Origin of the sequence: Paraburkholderia sp., assembly GCF_036488795.1 — a bacterium.
Lineage (GTDB): Bacteria > Pseudomonadota > Gammaproteobacteria > Burkholderiales > Burkholderiaceae > Paraburkholderia.
Genome location: NZ_DASXHA010000176.1, coordinates 1 through 13081 on the forward strand (window position 1 = coordinate 1; position 13081 = coordinate 13081).

General features: G+C 63.1%; 12 protein-coding genes. 2 read left to right on the forward strand and 10 right to left on the reverse strand.

Features of this window, described 5'->3' with window-relative positions; genetic code table 11:
• From VGH41_RS25880 to VGH41_RS25905, 6 genes are all read right to left on the reverse strand, one after another.
• Nucleotides 1-949 (reverse strand): ABC transporter substrate-binding protein (locus VGH41_RS25880; protein ID WP_414696721.1); only part of this gene is annotated, 949 nt, incomplete at its 3' end.
• Nucleotides 950-1013: 64 nt separating this feature from the next.
• Nucleotides 1014-1922, reverse strand: a complete 909-nt coding sequence (locus VGH41_RS25885) for an SMP-30/gluconolactonase/LRE family protein (RefSeq protein ID WP_331600517.1) — start codon at nt 1920-1922, stop codon at nt 1014-1016.
• A 41-nt stretch (nt 1923-1963) separates the two neighbouring features.
• Nucleotides 1964-2950: an ABC transporter permease gene (locus tag VGH41_RS25890; RefSeq protein WP_331600519.1), complete on the reverse strand. Its 987-nt coding sequence runs from the start codon at nt 2948-2950 to the stop codon at nt 1964-1966.
• Entirely contained in the window at nt 2947-3882 is a 936-nt protein-coding gene (locus tag VGH41_RS25895; RefSeq protein WP_331600520.1) for an ABC transporter permease, read from the reverse strand. The genes VGH41_RS25890 and VGH41_RS25895 overlap by 4 nt, the downstream gene beginning before the upstream one ends.
• The gene (locus VGH41_RS25900) at nt 3879-5363 is read right to left on the reverse strand and encodes a sugar ABC transporter ATP-binding protein (RefSeq protein WP_331600521.1); all 1485 of its coding nucleotides are present in this window, start codon (nt 5361-5363) and stop codon (nt 3879-3881) included. The genes VGH41_RS25895 and VGH41_RS25900 overlap by 4 nt, the downstream gene beginning before the upstream one ends.
• A 33-nt stretch (nt 5364-5396) precedes the next feature.
• On the reverse strand, nt 5397-6431 hold the full coding sequence (locus VGH41_RS25905) for a substrate-binding domain-containing protein (protein WP_331600522.1): 1035 nt from the start codon (nt 6429-6431) through the stop codon (nt 5397-5399).
• Nucleotides 6432-6757: 326 nt separating this feature from the next.
• On the opposite strand from VGH41_RS25905, the gene VGH41_RS25910 reads away from it, so the two are divergent.
• Nucleotides 6758-7171 (forward strand): hypothetical protein, encoded by a 414-nt coding sequence (locus tag VGH41_RS25910; protein WP_331600523.1) that lies wholly within the window; start codon nt 6758-6760, stop codon nt 7169-7171.
• Nucleotides 7172-7201: 30 nt separating this feature from the next.
• Here the strand turns inward: VGH41_RS25910 and VGH41_RS25915 are convergent, their stop codons facing one another.
• Together VGH41_RS25915 and VGH41_RS25920 are read right to left on the reverse strand one after the other, a co-directional pair.
• On the reverse strand, nt 7202-8563 hold the full coding sequence (locus VGH41_RS25915; RefSeq protein ID WP_331600524.1) for an MFS transporter: 1362 nt from the start codon (nt 8561-8563) through the stop codon (nt 7202-7204).
• A gap of 83 nt (nt 8564-8646) precedes the next feature.
• Nucleotides 8647-9552 carry a halocarboxylic acid dehydrogenase DehI family protein gene (locus VGH41_RS25920; RefSeq protein ID WP_331600525.1) on the reverse strand — a complete coding sequence of 302 codons (906 nt, stop codon included), beginning with the start codon at nt 9550-9552 and terminating at the stop codon, nt 8647-8649.
• A gap of 431 nt (nt 9553-9983) precedes the next feature.
• Here VGH41_RS25920 and VGH41_RS25925 point away from each other — a divergent pair, with 431 nt between their 5' ends.
• Nucleotides 9984-10634 (forward strand): TetR/AcrR family transcriptional regulator, encoded by a 651-nt coding sequence (locus tag VGH41_RS25925; protein ID WP_331600526.1) that lies wholly within the window; start codon nt 9984-9986, stop codon nt 10632-10634.
• 19 nt (nt 10635-10653) lie between these two features.
• Here VGH41_RS25925 and VGH41_RS25930 read toward each other — a convergent pair whose 3' ends face one another.
• Nucleotides 10654-12378 (reverse strand): FAD-binding protein, encoded by a 1725-nt coding sequence (locus tag VGH41_RS25930; protein WP_331600527.1) that lies wholly within the window; start codon nt 12376-12378, stop codon nt 10654-10656.
• Between the two features lie 66 nt (nt 12379-12444).
• A partial coding sequence (locus VGH41_RS25935; protein ID WP_331600528.1) for a CoA transferase occupies nt 12445-13081 on the reverse strand: 637 nt, incomplete at its 5' end.

A 13081-nucleotide genomic window follows, 5' to 3' on the forward strand; every position in this document is an offset into this window, starting at 1 on the left:
TGTTCGCGAGCGCGCCGGGCGGCGTCTTTGCCAGCACCGCGTCCAGCTCATCAGGCTTCACTTCGAGCACCGGCATGCGAATGTCATGCGGCACCTTCTTGCCCGCGAGAATCTGCTGCGTCACCCAGAACGCGAACGACGACGCGCCGGGCGGAATGGTCACCGACATCGTCTCGTAGCCGCTCTTTCTCTGCTCGGCCCACCATGCGAGTTCTTCCTGGCGGTTGCCAAGAATGATAATCGGCGTCGGCCGTCCCGCCGCCTTGATCGCCTGCGCCGCACCGAAGCCGTCGCCGCCTTGCGTGAGCACGCCATCGATCTTCGGCAAGGTCGGCAACACACCCGCGACCTGCTTTTGTGCGACCGTCTGCGTCCAGTCACCATGCACCGAACCGACGACCTTCAGGCCCGGATACTTTTTCAGTTCATCGACCATGCCCTGATGAATCTCGTCGTCTACCGAGACGCCCGCGAGCCCGCGAATCTCCAGCAGGTTGCCCTTGCCGTTCAGACGCTTGGCCAGATAGTCGACCTGCATGCGGCCCATGCCCTGAAAGTCCACGGCGATGCGATAGGCGCACGGCTCGGTCGCGATGCCGTCGAACGATACGACCGTCACGCCCGCGCCGCACGCCTGCTTGATCACGCCATTGAGCGCGGTGGGCGACACCGAATCGACCGCAATCGCCTTGAAGCCCTGCAGGATCAGGTTCTGGATCTGCTGCACCTGCTCGGTTGCCTGGCTTTCCGCGGTGGTGAAGCTGGGCGCGGCCGCGACGATCTTCTGCTTGACCGCCGGATCCGCCACATTCGCCCAGCTCTGCAGCATCTGCTGACGCCAGCTGTTGCCGGCATAGTTATTCGACAGCGCAATCTTCATGGACGAGGTGTCGCCTGTTGCGACCTGCGCCGATGCGCCGGCGGATGCGGCAGCGGTTACTACGGCCATGCACAGCGAGAGAGCCAGCTTGTTGATCTGCACGTGTTGTCTCCTGTCAGAGTGTTAGAGCGCTTCAGCGGCCCGCGCCGCGCACGCCCACATGTAGCGAATAAATGGACGCCGTCGCGGCGATGAACAGACAGTTGCGGTTCAGTCCGCCGAAGGTCAGATTGGCCACGACTTCCGGTATCAGGATCTTGCCGAGAAGCGCGCCATCGGGCGCGTAGCAATGCACGCCGTCTTCCGCGCTGGTCCAGACGTTGCCGCGCTCGTCGATGCGCATGCCGTCCGGCACCCCGCTTTGCATTTGCGCAAATACTCGCCCGTTGTGCAGGCCCCCTTCGCTCGTCACGTCGAATACGCGGATGTGGCGCGGCGCCGAGTCGTCGTGCGAAGCAGCGGAATCCGTGATATACAGCCGGCTCTCGTCCGGCGAGAACGCGAGACCGTTCGGCTTCGCGAAGTCATCGCACACCAGTTCCACCTGTGTACTTTGAGCGCCGATGCGATAGACGTTGCAGCGGCCGATCTCGCTGTCGGCCCGATAGCCTTCGTAGTCGCTCAAAATGCCGTAGTCGGGGTCGGTGAACCAGATGTCGCCTTTGGAATCCACCACGACATCGTTCGGAGAGTTCAGGCGCTTGCCTTCGAAGTGCGACGCGAGCACGGACACGGTTCCGTCGTGTTCGGTGCGCGTCACGCGCCGCGTGCCGTGCTCGCAGGTCACGAGCCGCCCTTCGCGGTCACGCGTGTTGCCATTGCTGTAATTGGATGGCGCGCGATACACGCCCACGCCCATGCCGGGCGCCCAACGCATCATGCGGTTGTTCGGTATGTCGCTCCAGATGAGAAGGTCCGTGGCCGGGAAATAGACCGGGCCTTCCGCCCACAGGCATTCGTTCGTCAGCCGCGTCAGAAAGGCATTGGGCTGAAGCAGCAGCCTGAAACGCGGGTCATGTACTTCGAAGTCGGTGCTCTTCATGTCTGCTTGCCCTTCTGCTGTATTGGCTGTCACGAGCGCTGTTATCGCAATGCTTTGCCGCCCGCCGCCACTGTCACTGAAATGATCAGCACCCCGTAGACGATGGAGCGCACCCCTGCATCCGCGCCAACCGCGTTGAGCGCCGCGTTGGTGAGAAAGAGGAACATCGACGCGCCCCATACACCGACGATGGTCGCCTTGCCGCCCGTCACCAGCGTGCCGCCGATCACGACCACGGCGATCGAAATGAGCATGTACTCGACGCCCATGTCGAGCGATGCGCCGCCGGATGTCGCCGCAAGCAGCAGCGCCGTGAGCGACGCGATCATCGCCGACAGCACGTAGGCAACGCAGCGCGTCCGGTGCACGTTGACGCCCGCGAGCCACGCGGCCCGCGCGTTCTGGCCGACAGCGGAAAGACTGCGGCCATACACTGCGCGATGCAGCAGCACCGCGAGCGCGACCGACAACGCGAGCGCAAGCAGCGCGATATACGGCACCTGCAGAACGCGGCCCGTGGCGAAAGCGCCCAGCGCCGGCGGTGGCGGCGGCAACTGGCGCCCTTGCGTGATCGCGACCGACTGAATGATGAAGCTCGACGACAGCGTCGCGATGATAGGCGGGATGCGCAGCAGCCGAATCAGCATGTAATTGGCGACGCCGACGACGATGCCCACGCCCAGCACCGCCGCCACGCCCAATGCGATGCGTCCGTTTGCGCTGCCCATCACGTGCATGCCGACGACCCCGGCGAGCGCGATCGTCGACGGCACCGACAGGTCGATGTTGCCGACGCCCGACGTGATGACCAGCATCTGCCCCAGACCGACGAGCACCATGAAGACGCCGTAGGTCAGCGCTGTCTGCGCGACATTGCTCGCGATGCCGAAGCCGAACACGCCGACGATGCCGAACCACACCAGCACCGTGCCGACAAACGACCAGGCCCACGGCGCCTGAATGCTCCTGAGGCGCGCCCAGGTGTTGTCCCGGGACACGACCGGCTCGCTCGAACTTTGCGTTTTCACCGGCGTTCTCCGCGTTGCAGCAGCACGCGCAACGACAACACGACGATCAGGATGGCGCCCTGCATGCCGACCTGCCAGTCCGCCGAGATGTTCAGGAAAGCGAGAAACGATGCAGCAAGCGTGAGCGTGATCGCGCCAAGCACCGCGCCGATCACCGAAACGCGCCCGCCGATGAATTCACCGCCGCCGAGTATCACCGCGGCAATCGACAGCAGCGTATAGCGCAGCGCGAGATTGGCATCGGCGGAAGTCGTCAGGCCGAGCAGCGACAGGCCCGACAGCACGCCGAACACGCCCGCGACGCCGTATAGCGTCGCCTTGCTGCGCACGAGCGACCAGCCGAAGCGGCGCATCGCGCGCGGATTGCCGCCCGCGCCGCGAACGCGCACGCCGGCCGACGAGCGCATCAGCAGCAGATGCCCGGCCAGCGCAATCACCACCGACCACACGATCGGCGACGCGATGAGCGGCGTCTGGTAGCCCATCGCCGTGCCCAGCCACTCGGGACTCGTGCCGCCAGGCGACGGCAGCAGCACAATCGCAAGACCGCTCCATACGAACGACAGTCCGAGCGTCACGACGATGGACGGGATCTGGCGCAACTCGATAAGCGCGCCGACCGCCGCATACGCGAGCACGCAGCCAACCAGCGCGAGCGCGCCGAGCCACGGCTGCCTGACCAGCAGCGTCGCGCCGATGCACGCGACCAGACTGACGAATGGCCCGATCGACAGGTCCAGATCGTTGACGGTCACGATGGCGAGTTGGGCGAGGGTCGCCAGTACGATCGGCACGGCGAGATTCAGCAGCAGGCTCGAGCCGAAGTAACTCATCACCGTGGGCTGCATGATGGCGATCGGCACCAGCACGGCGACCAGCGAGATGGCGGGAAGCAACGCGCGCAAGCGCGCCTGGGTGATAGCGAATGTCATGCGGCTTGCTCCTCGAAGCTCGCGGCGAGCAGTGCCTCTTCAGTGCATTCGTCGGCATGAAGCACGCGTGTCACGCCGCCGGAGCGGAATACGTACGTGCGGTCGCAGTGCGACAGTTCTTCGTTTTCCGTGGTGTACCAGATGAACGTGCGGCCCTTCGCGGCTTCTTCGTGCACCAGCTGATAGATGTCTCGCTTGGTGCCGACATCGACGCCGCGGGTGGGATCGTCCATCAGGATCAGGCCGGCGTCGCAGGCGAGCGCGCGCGCGAACAGCACCTTCTGTTGATTGCCGCCTGAAAGCGAAAGGATGCCTGCGTTCATGGACGCGCCGCGTATGCCGATCCGGGCGCGCCACGCTTCGACGAGTTCGCGCGCCGCAGCCAGGTCGACGAGACCGCGCTTGCGTTTTGCACCGCCCAGCAGCCAGCGCAGATCGAGGTTCTGCGCGATTGACCAGACCGGAAACACGCCGTCGCGCCCACGGTCGCCCGCGACGAATGCGACCTTCGTGCGCGCCGCGCCGTGGCGCGTCGCGGCGTCGTAGATGGACAGCAGCGCTTCGGTCTGCCCTTGCCCCGCGAGCCCCGCGAAGCCGACGATCTCACCGCGCGCCGCCTCGATCGCGGTGTGCTTTTTCGCGCCGACGTTCCAGCGGAAATGTGCGTCGTCGCCGCGCGCGTTGCGCGTGGGCGCCGTGGCCGGCGACTCGTCGTCTTCCAGATGCTGGCCCATCGCCTGAATGATCGACGCGCGGCTCGATTGCGCGCGCGGCAGTACGCCGACGATACCGCCGTCGCGCATCACCATCACGCGGTCCGCCACGCGCTCGATTTCGCCGAGCATGTGCGTGATGAGCAGACAGGTGATGCCGCGCTCAGCAGCCGCGCGGCGCACGAAAGCGAGCAACTGTTCGGCCGTATGCGCATCCAGCGACGACGTCGGCTCGTCGAGAATCACCAGACGCACCGGCGTGTCGGTGACCGTGAACGCGCGCGCGATCTCCACCATTTGCTGCTGCGTGAGGGTGAGATCGGAGACGAGTTCGCCGCCCTTCAGACCGTGCTCCGGAAAGATTTCGTCGAGCGTCTCACGCATCAGCGCGGTGGCTTTGCGTCGCCAGCCGCGCCCATGCAAATGCGGATGCACGACGGTCATGTTCTCGGCCACGGTCAGGTTCGCGCATAACGACAGCTCCTGAAACACGCAGCGCACGCCTGCATTGCGGGCGGCATTCGCGTCGTAGTCCGGCGCGTCCCGCCCGTCCACTTCGATGCGCCCTTGCGTCGGCGCGTACACGCCCGCGAGCACCGACATCAGCGTCGATTTGCCCGCGCCGTTGTGCCCGGCAATGCCCACACACTCGCCGGGCAGGAACGCGAAGTCGATGTCCGTGAGCGCGCGCACGCGCCCGAACGTCTTGCCGATGCCTTCGAAGCGGATCAGCGCCTCGCTGTCCTGTTGACTGGATGTTGCGCCCATTCGCATGTCTCCATGGGTGGCGTCTCGATGCGCTTATTTCTTGTCAAGCAAGGCCACGGTCTGCGGCAACGTGTAGGTCACGTCGGCGATTCCGCCCGGTGGGGTGGCTGCGAGCGTGGCCGGCAATTCCTGTTGTGAGATCGCGAGCAGCGGCACGTTGATCGTCACGTCCTTCGGAATCTTCTTGCCCGCGAGCACCTGTTGCGCGACCCAGAACGCGAAAGTCACCGCGCCCGGCGGATTGGACAGCGAGCGCGACTGATAGCCGGCCTTTGCCTGTTCGCTCCACCACTGAAGCTCGGGATATGTGCTGCCGATGATCATCGGAGGCACGGGCCGATTGCCAGCCTTGAACGCCTGCGCGATGCCGAACGACATCTCGCCCTCGGTCGCGACGCCATCGACTTGCGGCAGCGTCGGAAGAACGCCCGCGACGGCTTTCTGCGCGACCGATTGCGTCCAGTCGCCGTTGACCGATCCGACCAGCTTCAGGCCAGGATGTTTCTTGAGCCCTTCGAGCACGCCTTCGTGCATCAGGTTGTCGACCGAAATGCCGGCCACGCCGCGCACCTCGAGAATGTTGCCCTTGCCGTTGAGCCGGTTGGCCAGAAAGTCGACGTCCTGCTCGGCCCAGCCCTTGAAATCGAAGTTCACGCGATACGCGCAGGGCTCGTCGACGACGCCGTCGAACGACACGACCACGACCCCGGCCGCGCAGGCCTTCTTGATCGTACCATTGAGCGCCGTGGGCGACACCGCGTCGATGACGATCGCGTTGTAGCCTTGCAAGATGAGATTCTGGATCTGCTGCGCCTGCTCCGTCACCTGGTTCTCGGCGGTGTTGAAGGCCGGCGCGCTGGCGACTTTCTTGTCGGCGACCGCCTGCTGCGAGACGGCATTCCAGCTCTTGAGCATCGACTGTCGCCACGCGTTGCCCGCGAAGCTGTTGGACAGCGCGATCTTTTTCTGCGACGTATCACCGGTTGCCACCTGCGCGTGCGCGGCGCCTCCGATCATGCAAGCAAGCATGGCCAGCAAGGTCCTGACCTGCATTCCTTTACGGAACATCTTGTCGTCTCCTTTCATTCTGCTTATCAGGAGGCGCGACGCGACTTTGTCACAGCACGCCTCCTGCGAACGCGTCTGCGCGGGCGCGGACGCTATACATGTCGGACAGTCTGCTTCAACTCGTTCGTGGTCAGGCCAATCGATGTGGTCAGGCCAATGGACCGCCGAGGCAGTATAGCGACTGAGTTCCGGTCATGCAATTAGGATGGCGTTACCGGTAACCGCAAGGCGATTTGGGCCTGCCTGGCGGTGGACCGACCGTTCCGGTTTCGCTCGTCGACTCGCGAGACCGCCTCGGCGCGTGCGGTGGACCGGCCGTATGAAAGGTGTTTGATGGGTGGGATTTCGAGCAGCCGGATGCAGCGCGCTGCGAGCTCGCCGCGCGCCCGTCGCACGATGCGAGAGCGCGGCATGCGAGGCTTGCGCTACATCAGCAGATAGAGCAGAACGACGTTGGCGAGCAGCAGCGCAAAGGCGGTCATCGCCTGGGCGCGAATCACGCGGCCAGCTACCTGGCCGCGCCGTTCGTCGTCGCCCAGTCCGATCTGATCGCCAATATCCCGCAGAGAGTCGCGCAGATGCTAGGTGGCGATGGACTCGTGATCCGGCAGATGCCGGTTGCGGTGCCGCCCATCCAGATCTCGCTGTACTGGCAGGAGCGTTATCAGAACGACCCGGGGCATGCGTGGCTTCGTCGATGCGTCACGCGGCGTTTTCAGGGGAATACGCCGCGCGGGTGAGAAGCTCGACATGTGAAGCCGACAAAGAAGTCATGCATGCGCTACACGGCGATGACCTCCCATCTCGTCGGCATCTTCGCGCTGCCCCAAGTCGCGCCCCACCGTTTCGGGCGCGAGCATCAGCGCTATCAGCGATATCACCGAGACCAGCACGAGCCATACCGAGATCGGCCATGAGGAACCACCTGAGAATGCGATGCCGGCTGTCGCAATGAGCGGCGACGGGCCGCCTGCGAAGATTGCCACCAACTGCGCGCCGATCGACATGCCGGAATACCGCACCTGCGGTTCAAAGAGCTCGGAGAAGTAGGCGGCTTGCGGCGCGTACATCGCTGCCCAGCCGATGGCAAGCGCGAGCACTAACGCGAGCAGGATGAGCAACGGTTGCGTGGTTTCGAGCAGCCAGAAGAAAGGAAACGCGAAAAGGAGAGTGAACGTTACCCCGCCGATGAAAACAGGCCGTCGACCGAAGCGATCGCTTAGCCACCCGAACAGTGGAATCGTGAATACAGTCACGATCGCGCCTGTGACCACTGCGCCGAGGATCACATAACGTGGCACGTGCAAATGCTGCGTCGCATACGTCAGGCTGAAAACGCTGAAGATAAAGAACGATCCATTCTCCGCGAAGCGCGCGCCAATCGTGAGAAGCACGCGCTTCTTGTTGCGCGTCATGACTTCGAGCACCGGATAACGCGTAACAGTTTTCTTTTCAGTCATGTCCTTGAATACCGGCGTCTCCTCGACGGTAAGGCGAATGAACAGACCGACACCGACCAGCACGATGCTCAGCAGGAACGGCACCCGCCAGCCCCATGTTTCAAAGTGCCCTTTGGACAGCGCGGCAACCAGCGCGATCACACCGGTTGCGACGAGCAACCCGAGCGGCACACCCATCTGCGGCCACGCGCTGTGCCAACCACGCCGGTTCGCCGGAGCGTGCTCGACCACCATCAACACCGCACCGCCCCATTCGCCGCCCAGTGCGACGCCTTGCGCGAAGCGCAGCAACGTCAGCAGGATCGGCGCCCAGATACCGATCGATGTGTACGTCGGTAGCAGCCCGACCAGACACGTCGACAGTCCCATGACGCTGAGCGTCGCCACCAGCACTGCGCGACGGCCGAGCCGGTCGCCAAAATGTCCGAAGATGATGCCACCCAGCGGCCGCGCGACGAAACCTATCGCGAAGGTGCCGAAGCTCGCCATGGTGCCGGCGAGTGGACTCGAGTTTGGGAAGAACAGATGGCCAAACACCAGGGCCGCCGCCGTTCCGTAGATGAAGAAGTCGTACCATTCGATCACGCTGCCAATCAGGCTCGACAGCCGGGCTCGTCGCAACGTGTGCGACGGCAGGGTAACGGCGTCGGTCATCTCGCCATGAAGTGTCATGATGCGCTCCTCGATACGGCAAAGCGGACAAAGCGTCGATGATGCTGGCGCTCCGGATGAGTTCACGCCAGCACCGGCTCCGATCAGACTGGGAACTTGTTTTCGGTGGCGTCCTTCTCACCGTCGAATGCCTGCTTCAGCCGGATGATCGCGATCGTGATATCGGCGATGAAGCGGTTATACATGAAGAGCAGTCCGGTCAATCCGGCGATCTGTTCCGGCGACAGCTTCTCGGTCAGATCACGCCATGCAACACCGCCGGGTTTCGCAAAGCCGCGAATATGTTCGCGCGCGATCTTGCGGATCTTCCACGACGTATGGTCGTACTCGGCCGTTATCGCGACCGGTTTGAGCGCTTCTTCGTACGCGATTTCGAGGTAATCGGGCCACTTCGCGAGCACGCGATAGTCGCTCGCTGGACCATGATGCAGCGACGCGTCGCGAATGTCGCGCAGCACACGCTGGGTACGGTCGTCGCACTCGTCCGGATCGAGCAAATGGAATTTTTCGATGCCTTCCGGCAGGCCGTACGGCAGAAGCTCTGCCTGGGTGCCCGACAATGGCTTGTTGGTACGTCCGCCTGCATCGCGCTGATGCCACGCTTCGTTCCATGCGGATATCAGGTTCAGGTATTTCGGATTGCCATAGTTGAGCAGATCCAGCGCCAGCTTCAGTTCGGCGATATCCGCGCTTGTCCAGCCGGCCTGTAGCAGCTTCGGCGTGGGGTCGGCGGGCGCTGGTCCCGGAATGATCGACGCTTCGCGAACCTTGTCTGCGCCCGCTTCGGCGTAGCGTGTCGAGATCTGCGGCTTTAGCGCGGCCCATGCCGCGGGAACGAAATGCTCGAACTGCGACATCACGCGAATGCCAAACGCGACCCATGGCACTCGCAGCGTGCTATGGATGTCTTCATACACGCTGGCTAGCTCGCCGGTAGCCTGATGATGATCAACTTGTGGAAACTTCTGAAGAACTGCTTGCTTCGACATGACGTGCTCCCTGATTGGCCCTGAATGAACAACTGCGCTTAATTACGATACGCACATGTATCGTAATTAAGTTGGCCGGTTTTTCAAGGACGATTTGGAGCGAATGTCTGGCGCGCAATGCAGTGCGATGCAGCAGTGCCACGTGCGCAAAGCGTGTTGTGCGGTCGCGCAAACGGCTCCTGGTGAACAGCGCGCGGGCGTGGGAGCTGGCTGACCGAAAGAAAGGATGCGTGCGCGCGGCGGATGCTGCGGTGCGTCGAGCAGCGACATATACGCGGAACCTAGGACTTTCCCGTACCGCGTCGCCCGTCGATCCCGAATCCAACCGGCCGCTTCGCCGACAGTTCGCGCAAAGTGCATCGTCGGACTTTCCGCACCTGCGTTCATTTACTGCACTAGACTATCGTTAGCCTTTTTCACTCGACCCGAAGATGACCCAGAGACCAGCGACCTTTGACGCCGAACCGTCAGCCGACACTCCCCGGGCGGGACGCCCTCGCAACCCGGAAACCGAGCGGGACATCGTGCGCGCGGCATCGGCGGTTCTGATTGACGAAGGCTATAACGGCCTCACGATGGAGAAGGTCGCGCTGCGCGCGGGCGTCGGCAAGATGACGTTGTATCGACGTTGGAAATCGCGATCCGATCTGGTCATAGCGGTGCTGGACGAAGCGAATCGTGGCTGGCCGATGCCAGAGCCGCAGTCGAGCAGTCTCGCTGAAGATCTATGCATCCTCTATCGAAACTGGGTCGCGGGCATCAAAGGTGCCGGCAAGGTGATTCCGCTGCTGATCGCCGGCGCGATCCAGGATCCCGAACTCGCGACGCTGCTGCACGAACGCTTCATTCTTCCACGCAGGCGCTTGGCCGTTGCGATCATCGATCATGCAATCGAGCGTGGTGAGCTACCCGATGGCGCCGATAGCGAGACTGCCATCGATATGCTGATGGGCCGCATGTGGTACCGCCAGCTCGTGACCGGTGCGCGGATACGTGTGGCGGACGAAAGCAAGGTCGTTAATCTGCTGATCGACGGCTTGCGCAGAAGTGGCAAGGGCGACGGCGCCGGTAGCTCGTGGTGAACGGCTTCAGGCCGCTGACTTACGACCGCAGATCCGCCAGCCGCCCGAACCAGAGACCTTCAGGCACGTTCCGATCGAGGAATATGTTGCTGGCGAAGTCCGGGTTGCGCTCAGGAAAGTCTTCGCGGTAATGACCGCCGCGACTCTCCCGTCTGGCAAGCGATGCGCAAGCCATCAATTCACCGATCTGGATCAAGTTCGCCAATTCGATGCCCCGCACGAGCTCGGACGGCGTACCGATCACCGTGTCCTGAAACAACTGGTCTCGCGTCTCCCTGCAGACACGGGTGAAGGTCTGAAGCCCGGCTTCGTCGCGCACGATCAGCAAATACCGGTTTGCACACTGCTGAATCCGTGCCTTCAGTTCGTCCACCGTGTGCCTGCCCGTTCGGCGAAATTGCGTGGCGACCGTCCGGGCTTCGTCCACGGCGCCGGTAGTCGCGCGATGGGTCATATTTTTCGCGCGTTCGGCCGCGGCGAGGCCCGCCCGGCGGCCGAACACCTGACACGTCACGGCCATATTGCCGCCGAGACGGTCGGCGCCATGCGGGCCCGCTGCCACCTCGCCCGCCGCGAACAGACCCTTGAGATTGGACTGGGCGTTTTCGTCGATATACAAACCGCCGTTGATCGCATGCGCGGAACAGGTGATCTGCACTCTGTCCTGATAGAGGTCGACACCGTGCTCCTTGTACCATTGGCAGGTTAGCGGCCACATCCTTGCGATGCTGCGGCTCTTGTCGGACAGTATCGATTCCAGATCACATCCGGCGAAGTCGAGAAATACGCCGCCTTCAGCCGTGCCGCGGCCATCGTTGAGTGCCTTCTGAATCGAAATTTCGACGTAGCGCGAGATGTCGCTGGAACTGAACGGAAAGTGCCGCTCTTTCTGCCGGATGACATCAGCCTGGCGGATCCCCGTCGGCAGATAGTCAGCGACGAACGCCCTGCCATCGCGGTCGGTGAGATTGGGCTGCGCGTCCCACAGGTAGTTGCCGAACAGGTTGACGAAAGGAGTCAGCACGCTCACACCGGCCTGCATGAACTCCATGTTGACCAGTCGCGCGCCCGCGCGATAAGCCATTGCATAACCGTCGCCGGTAATATCCGGCGGATACAGATTTTGGGCGAACAGCTGACTTGCGCCGCCGGTGGTAAGAATCGTCGACTTCGCACGGATCAGCAGCGGATTTCCGTCGGAATCGATCGCGTATGCGCCAAGACATTCGCCGTCCTGCGAAAGCAGGTCGACGATCATCAACCGGTCCATGACCTTGATGCCACGCCGCGAAGCTTCGGCCCCCAGCGATTTCACAATGGGTTTGAAGTGCTCCTGAATCACATGCGAGCGCGGCCTGGAAGAAAAGCATGCGCGAAAAACCAGGTAGTGGTCATCCTCGCGCTCGAACTTTACGCCGTACTGTTCGAGGTAGCGCAGCGAGTCGTGCGCTTCGTTCGCGAGAATCGCGCTCAGGCGCGGGTCGGCCATGCCTTGCGCGGCATGCAGGATATCGGCGAGAAAAACGTCTGGACTGTCGCTGGCGTCGCCTGCTCCGTCCGGCACATTGAAGGCGCCTACTTCAGCTACGCTATGAAACGTCGCGCCGCTTTTGCGAAATTCTCCTTTGATCACGATCAGCACGTCAGCGCCGCTGGAGTGCGCCTCGAGCGCAGCGCGCAGCGCAGCGCCACCGCTGCCAACGACCAGCACATCCGTACTGACTTCCCTATAGCTGTCACTCATGCCTGCTGCCCCTGTTCTCGTTGACGGGTACCGTCCGCTCGCCGTATGGATCGCTTGATCACCGCTTCAAGCCACTCTGCTTTTCGCCGCGTCCGCCGCAACGGCTCGAGAGTCCTCGGCAACTGCGATTACGCCGTCCGCCAGCAGCGAGTCGATCATCGGCCGGTTCATTCCGGCCTCCGACAGGATGTCGATCGTGTGCGCGCCCAATCGTGGCGGCGGCGTGCGGATAGCCGGCGCGCTCCCGTCGTAGCGCACCGGATGATTGACGAGCGTCACCGGGGTGCCGGTCGCACCTTCGAGCGTCTGGAAGCTCTTCAGGTGGCGCACCTGCGGATCGGCGACGACCTGCGCATAGTCGTTGACCCTCGCGTGCCAAACATGATGCTGCTCGAACAGTGGCACCCAGTGCTCCGTCGTGTGCTGCGCAAGACGGCGCCCGAGCAAGGCGGAGATTTCGCGCTGCGCGTCGAATGCCCGCTTTACGGGGATTCGCTCGTTTTCCGGGATCTGGAGGATCTGATAAATGCTGTCCAGAGAACTCAGCGACAGTGCGATGAAGCCGTCCGCAGTGGCATAGATGCCGTACGGCGCGGGGAAGTACCAACCTGAGACACGCCCGGCCTGTCGCACGTCGTCATGGCCGTCGCCGTTCAGAAAACAGGTCAGCGACTCCTGTTGCAGATCGAGCGCAGCCGAGAGC

Excerpts from the sequence above, each read along its gene's own strand:
- VGH41_RS25885 (WP_331600517.1), bottom strand. The coding sequence starts at position 1,922 with ATGAAGAGCACCGACTTCGAAGTACATGACCCGCGTTTCAGGCTGCTG.
- VGH41_RS25895 (WP_331600520.1), bottom strand. The coding sequence starts at position 3,882 with ATGACATTCGCTATCACCCAGGCGCGCTTGCGCGCGTTGCTTCCCGCC.
- VGH41_RS25900 (WP_331600521.1), bottom strand. The coding sequence starts at position 5,363 with ATGGGCGCAACATCCAGTCAACAGGACAGCGAGGCGCTGATCCGCTTC.
- VGH41_RS25905 (WP_331600522.1), bottom strand. The coding sequence starts at position 6,431 with ATGTTCCGTAAAGGAATGCAGGTCAGGACCTTGCTGGCCATGCTTGCT.
- VGH41_RS25915 (WP_331600524.1), bottom strand. The coding sequence starts at position 8,563 with ATGACACTTCATGGCGAGATGACCGACGCCGTTACCCTGCCGTCGCAC.
- VGH41_RS25920 (WP_331600525.1), bottom strand. The coding sequence starts at position 9,552 with ATGTCGAAGCAAGCAGTTCTTCAGAAGTTTCCACAAGTTGATCATCAT.
- VGH41_RS25925 (WP_331600526.1), top strand. The coding sequence starts at position 9,984 with ATGACCCAGAGACCAGCGACCTTTGACGCCGAACCGTCAGCCGACACT.
- VGH41_RS25930 (WP_331600527.1), bottom strand. The coding sequence starts at position 12,378 with ATGAGTGACAGCTATAGGGAAGTCAGTACGGATGTGCTGGTCGTTGGC.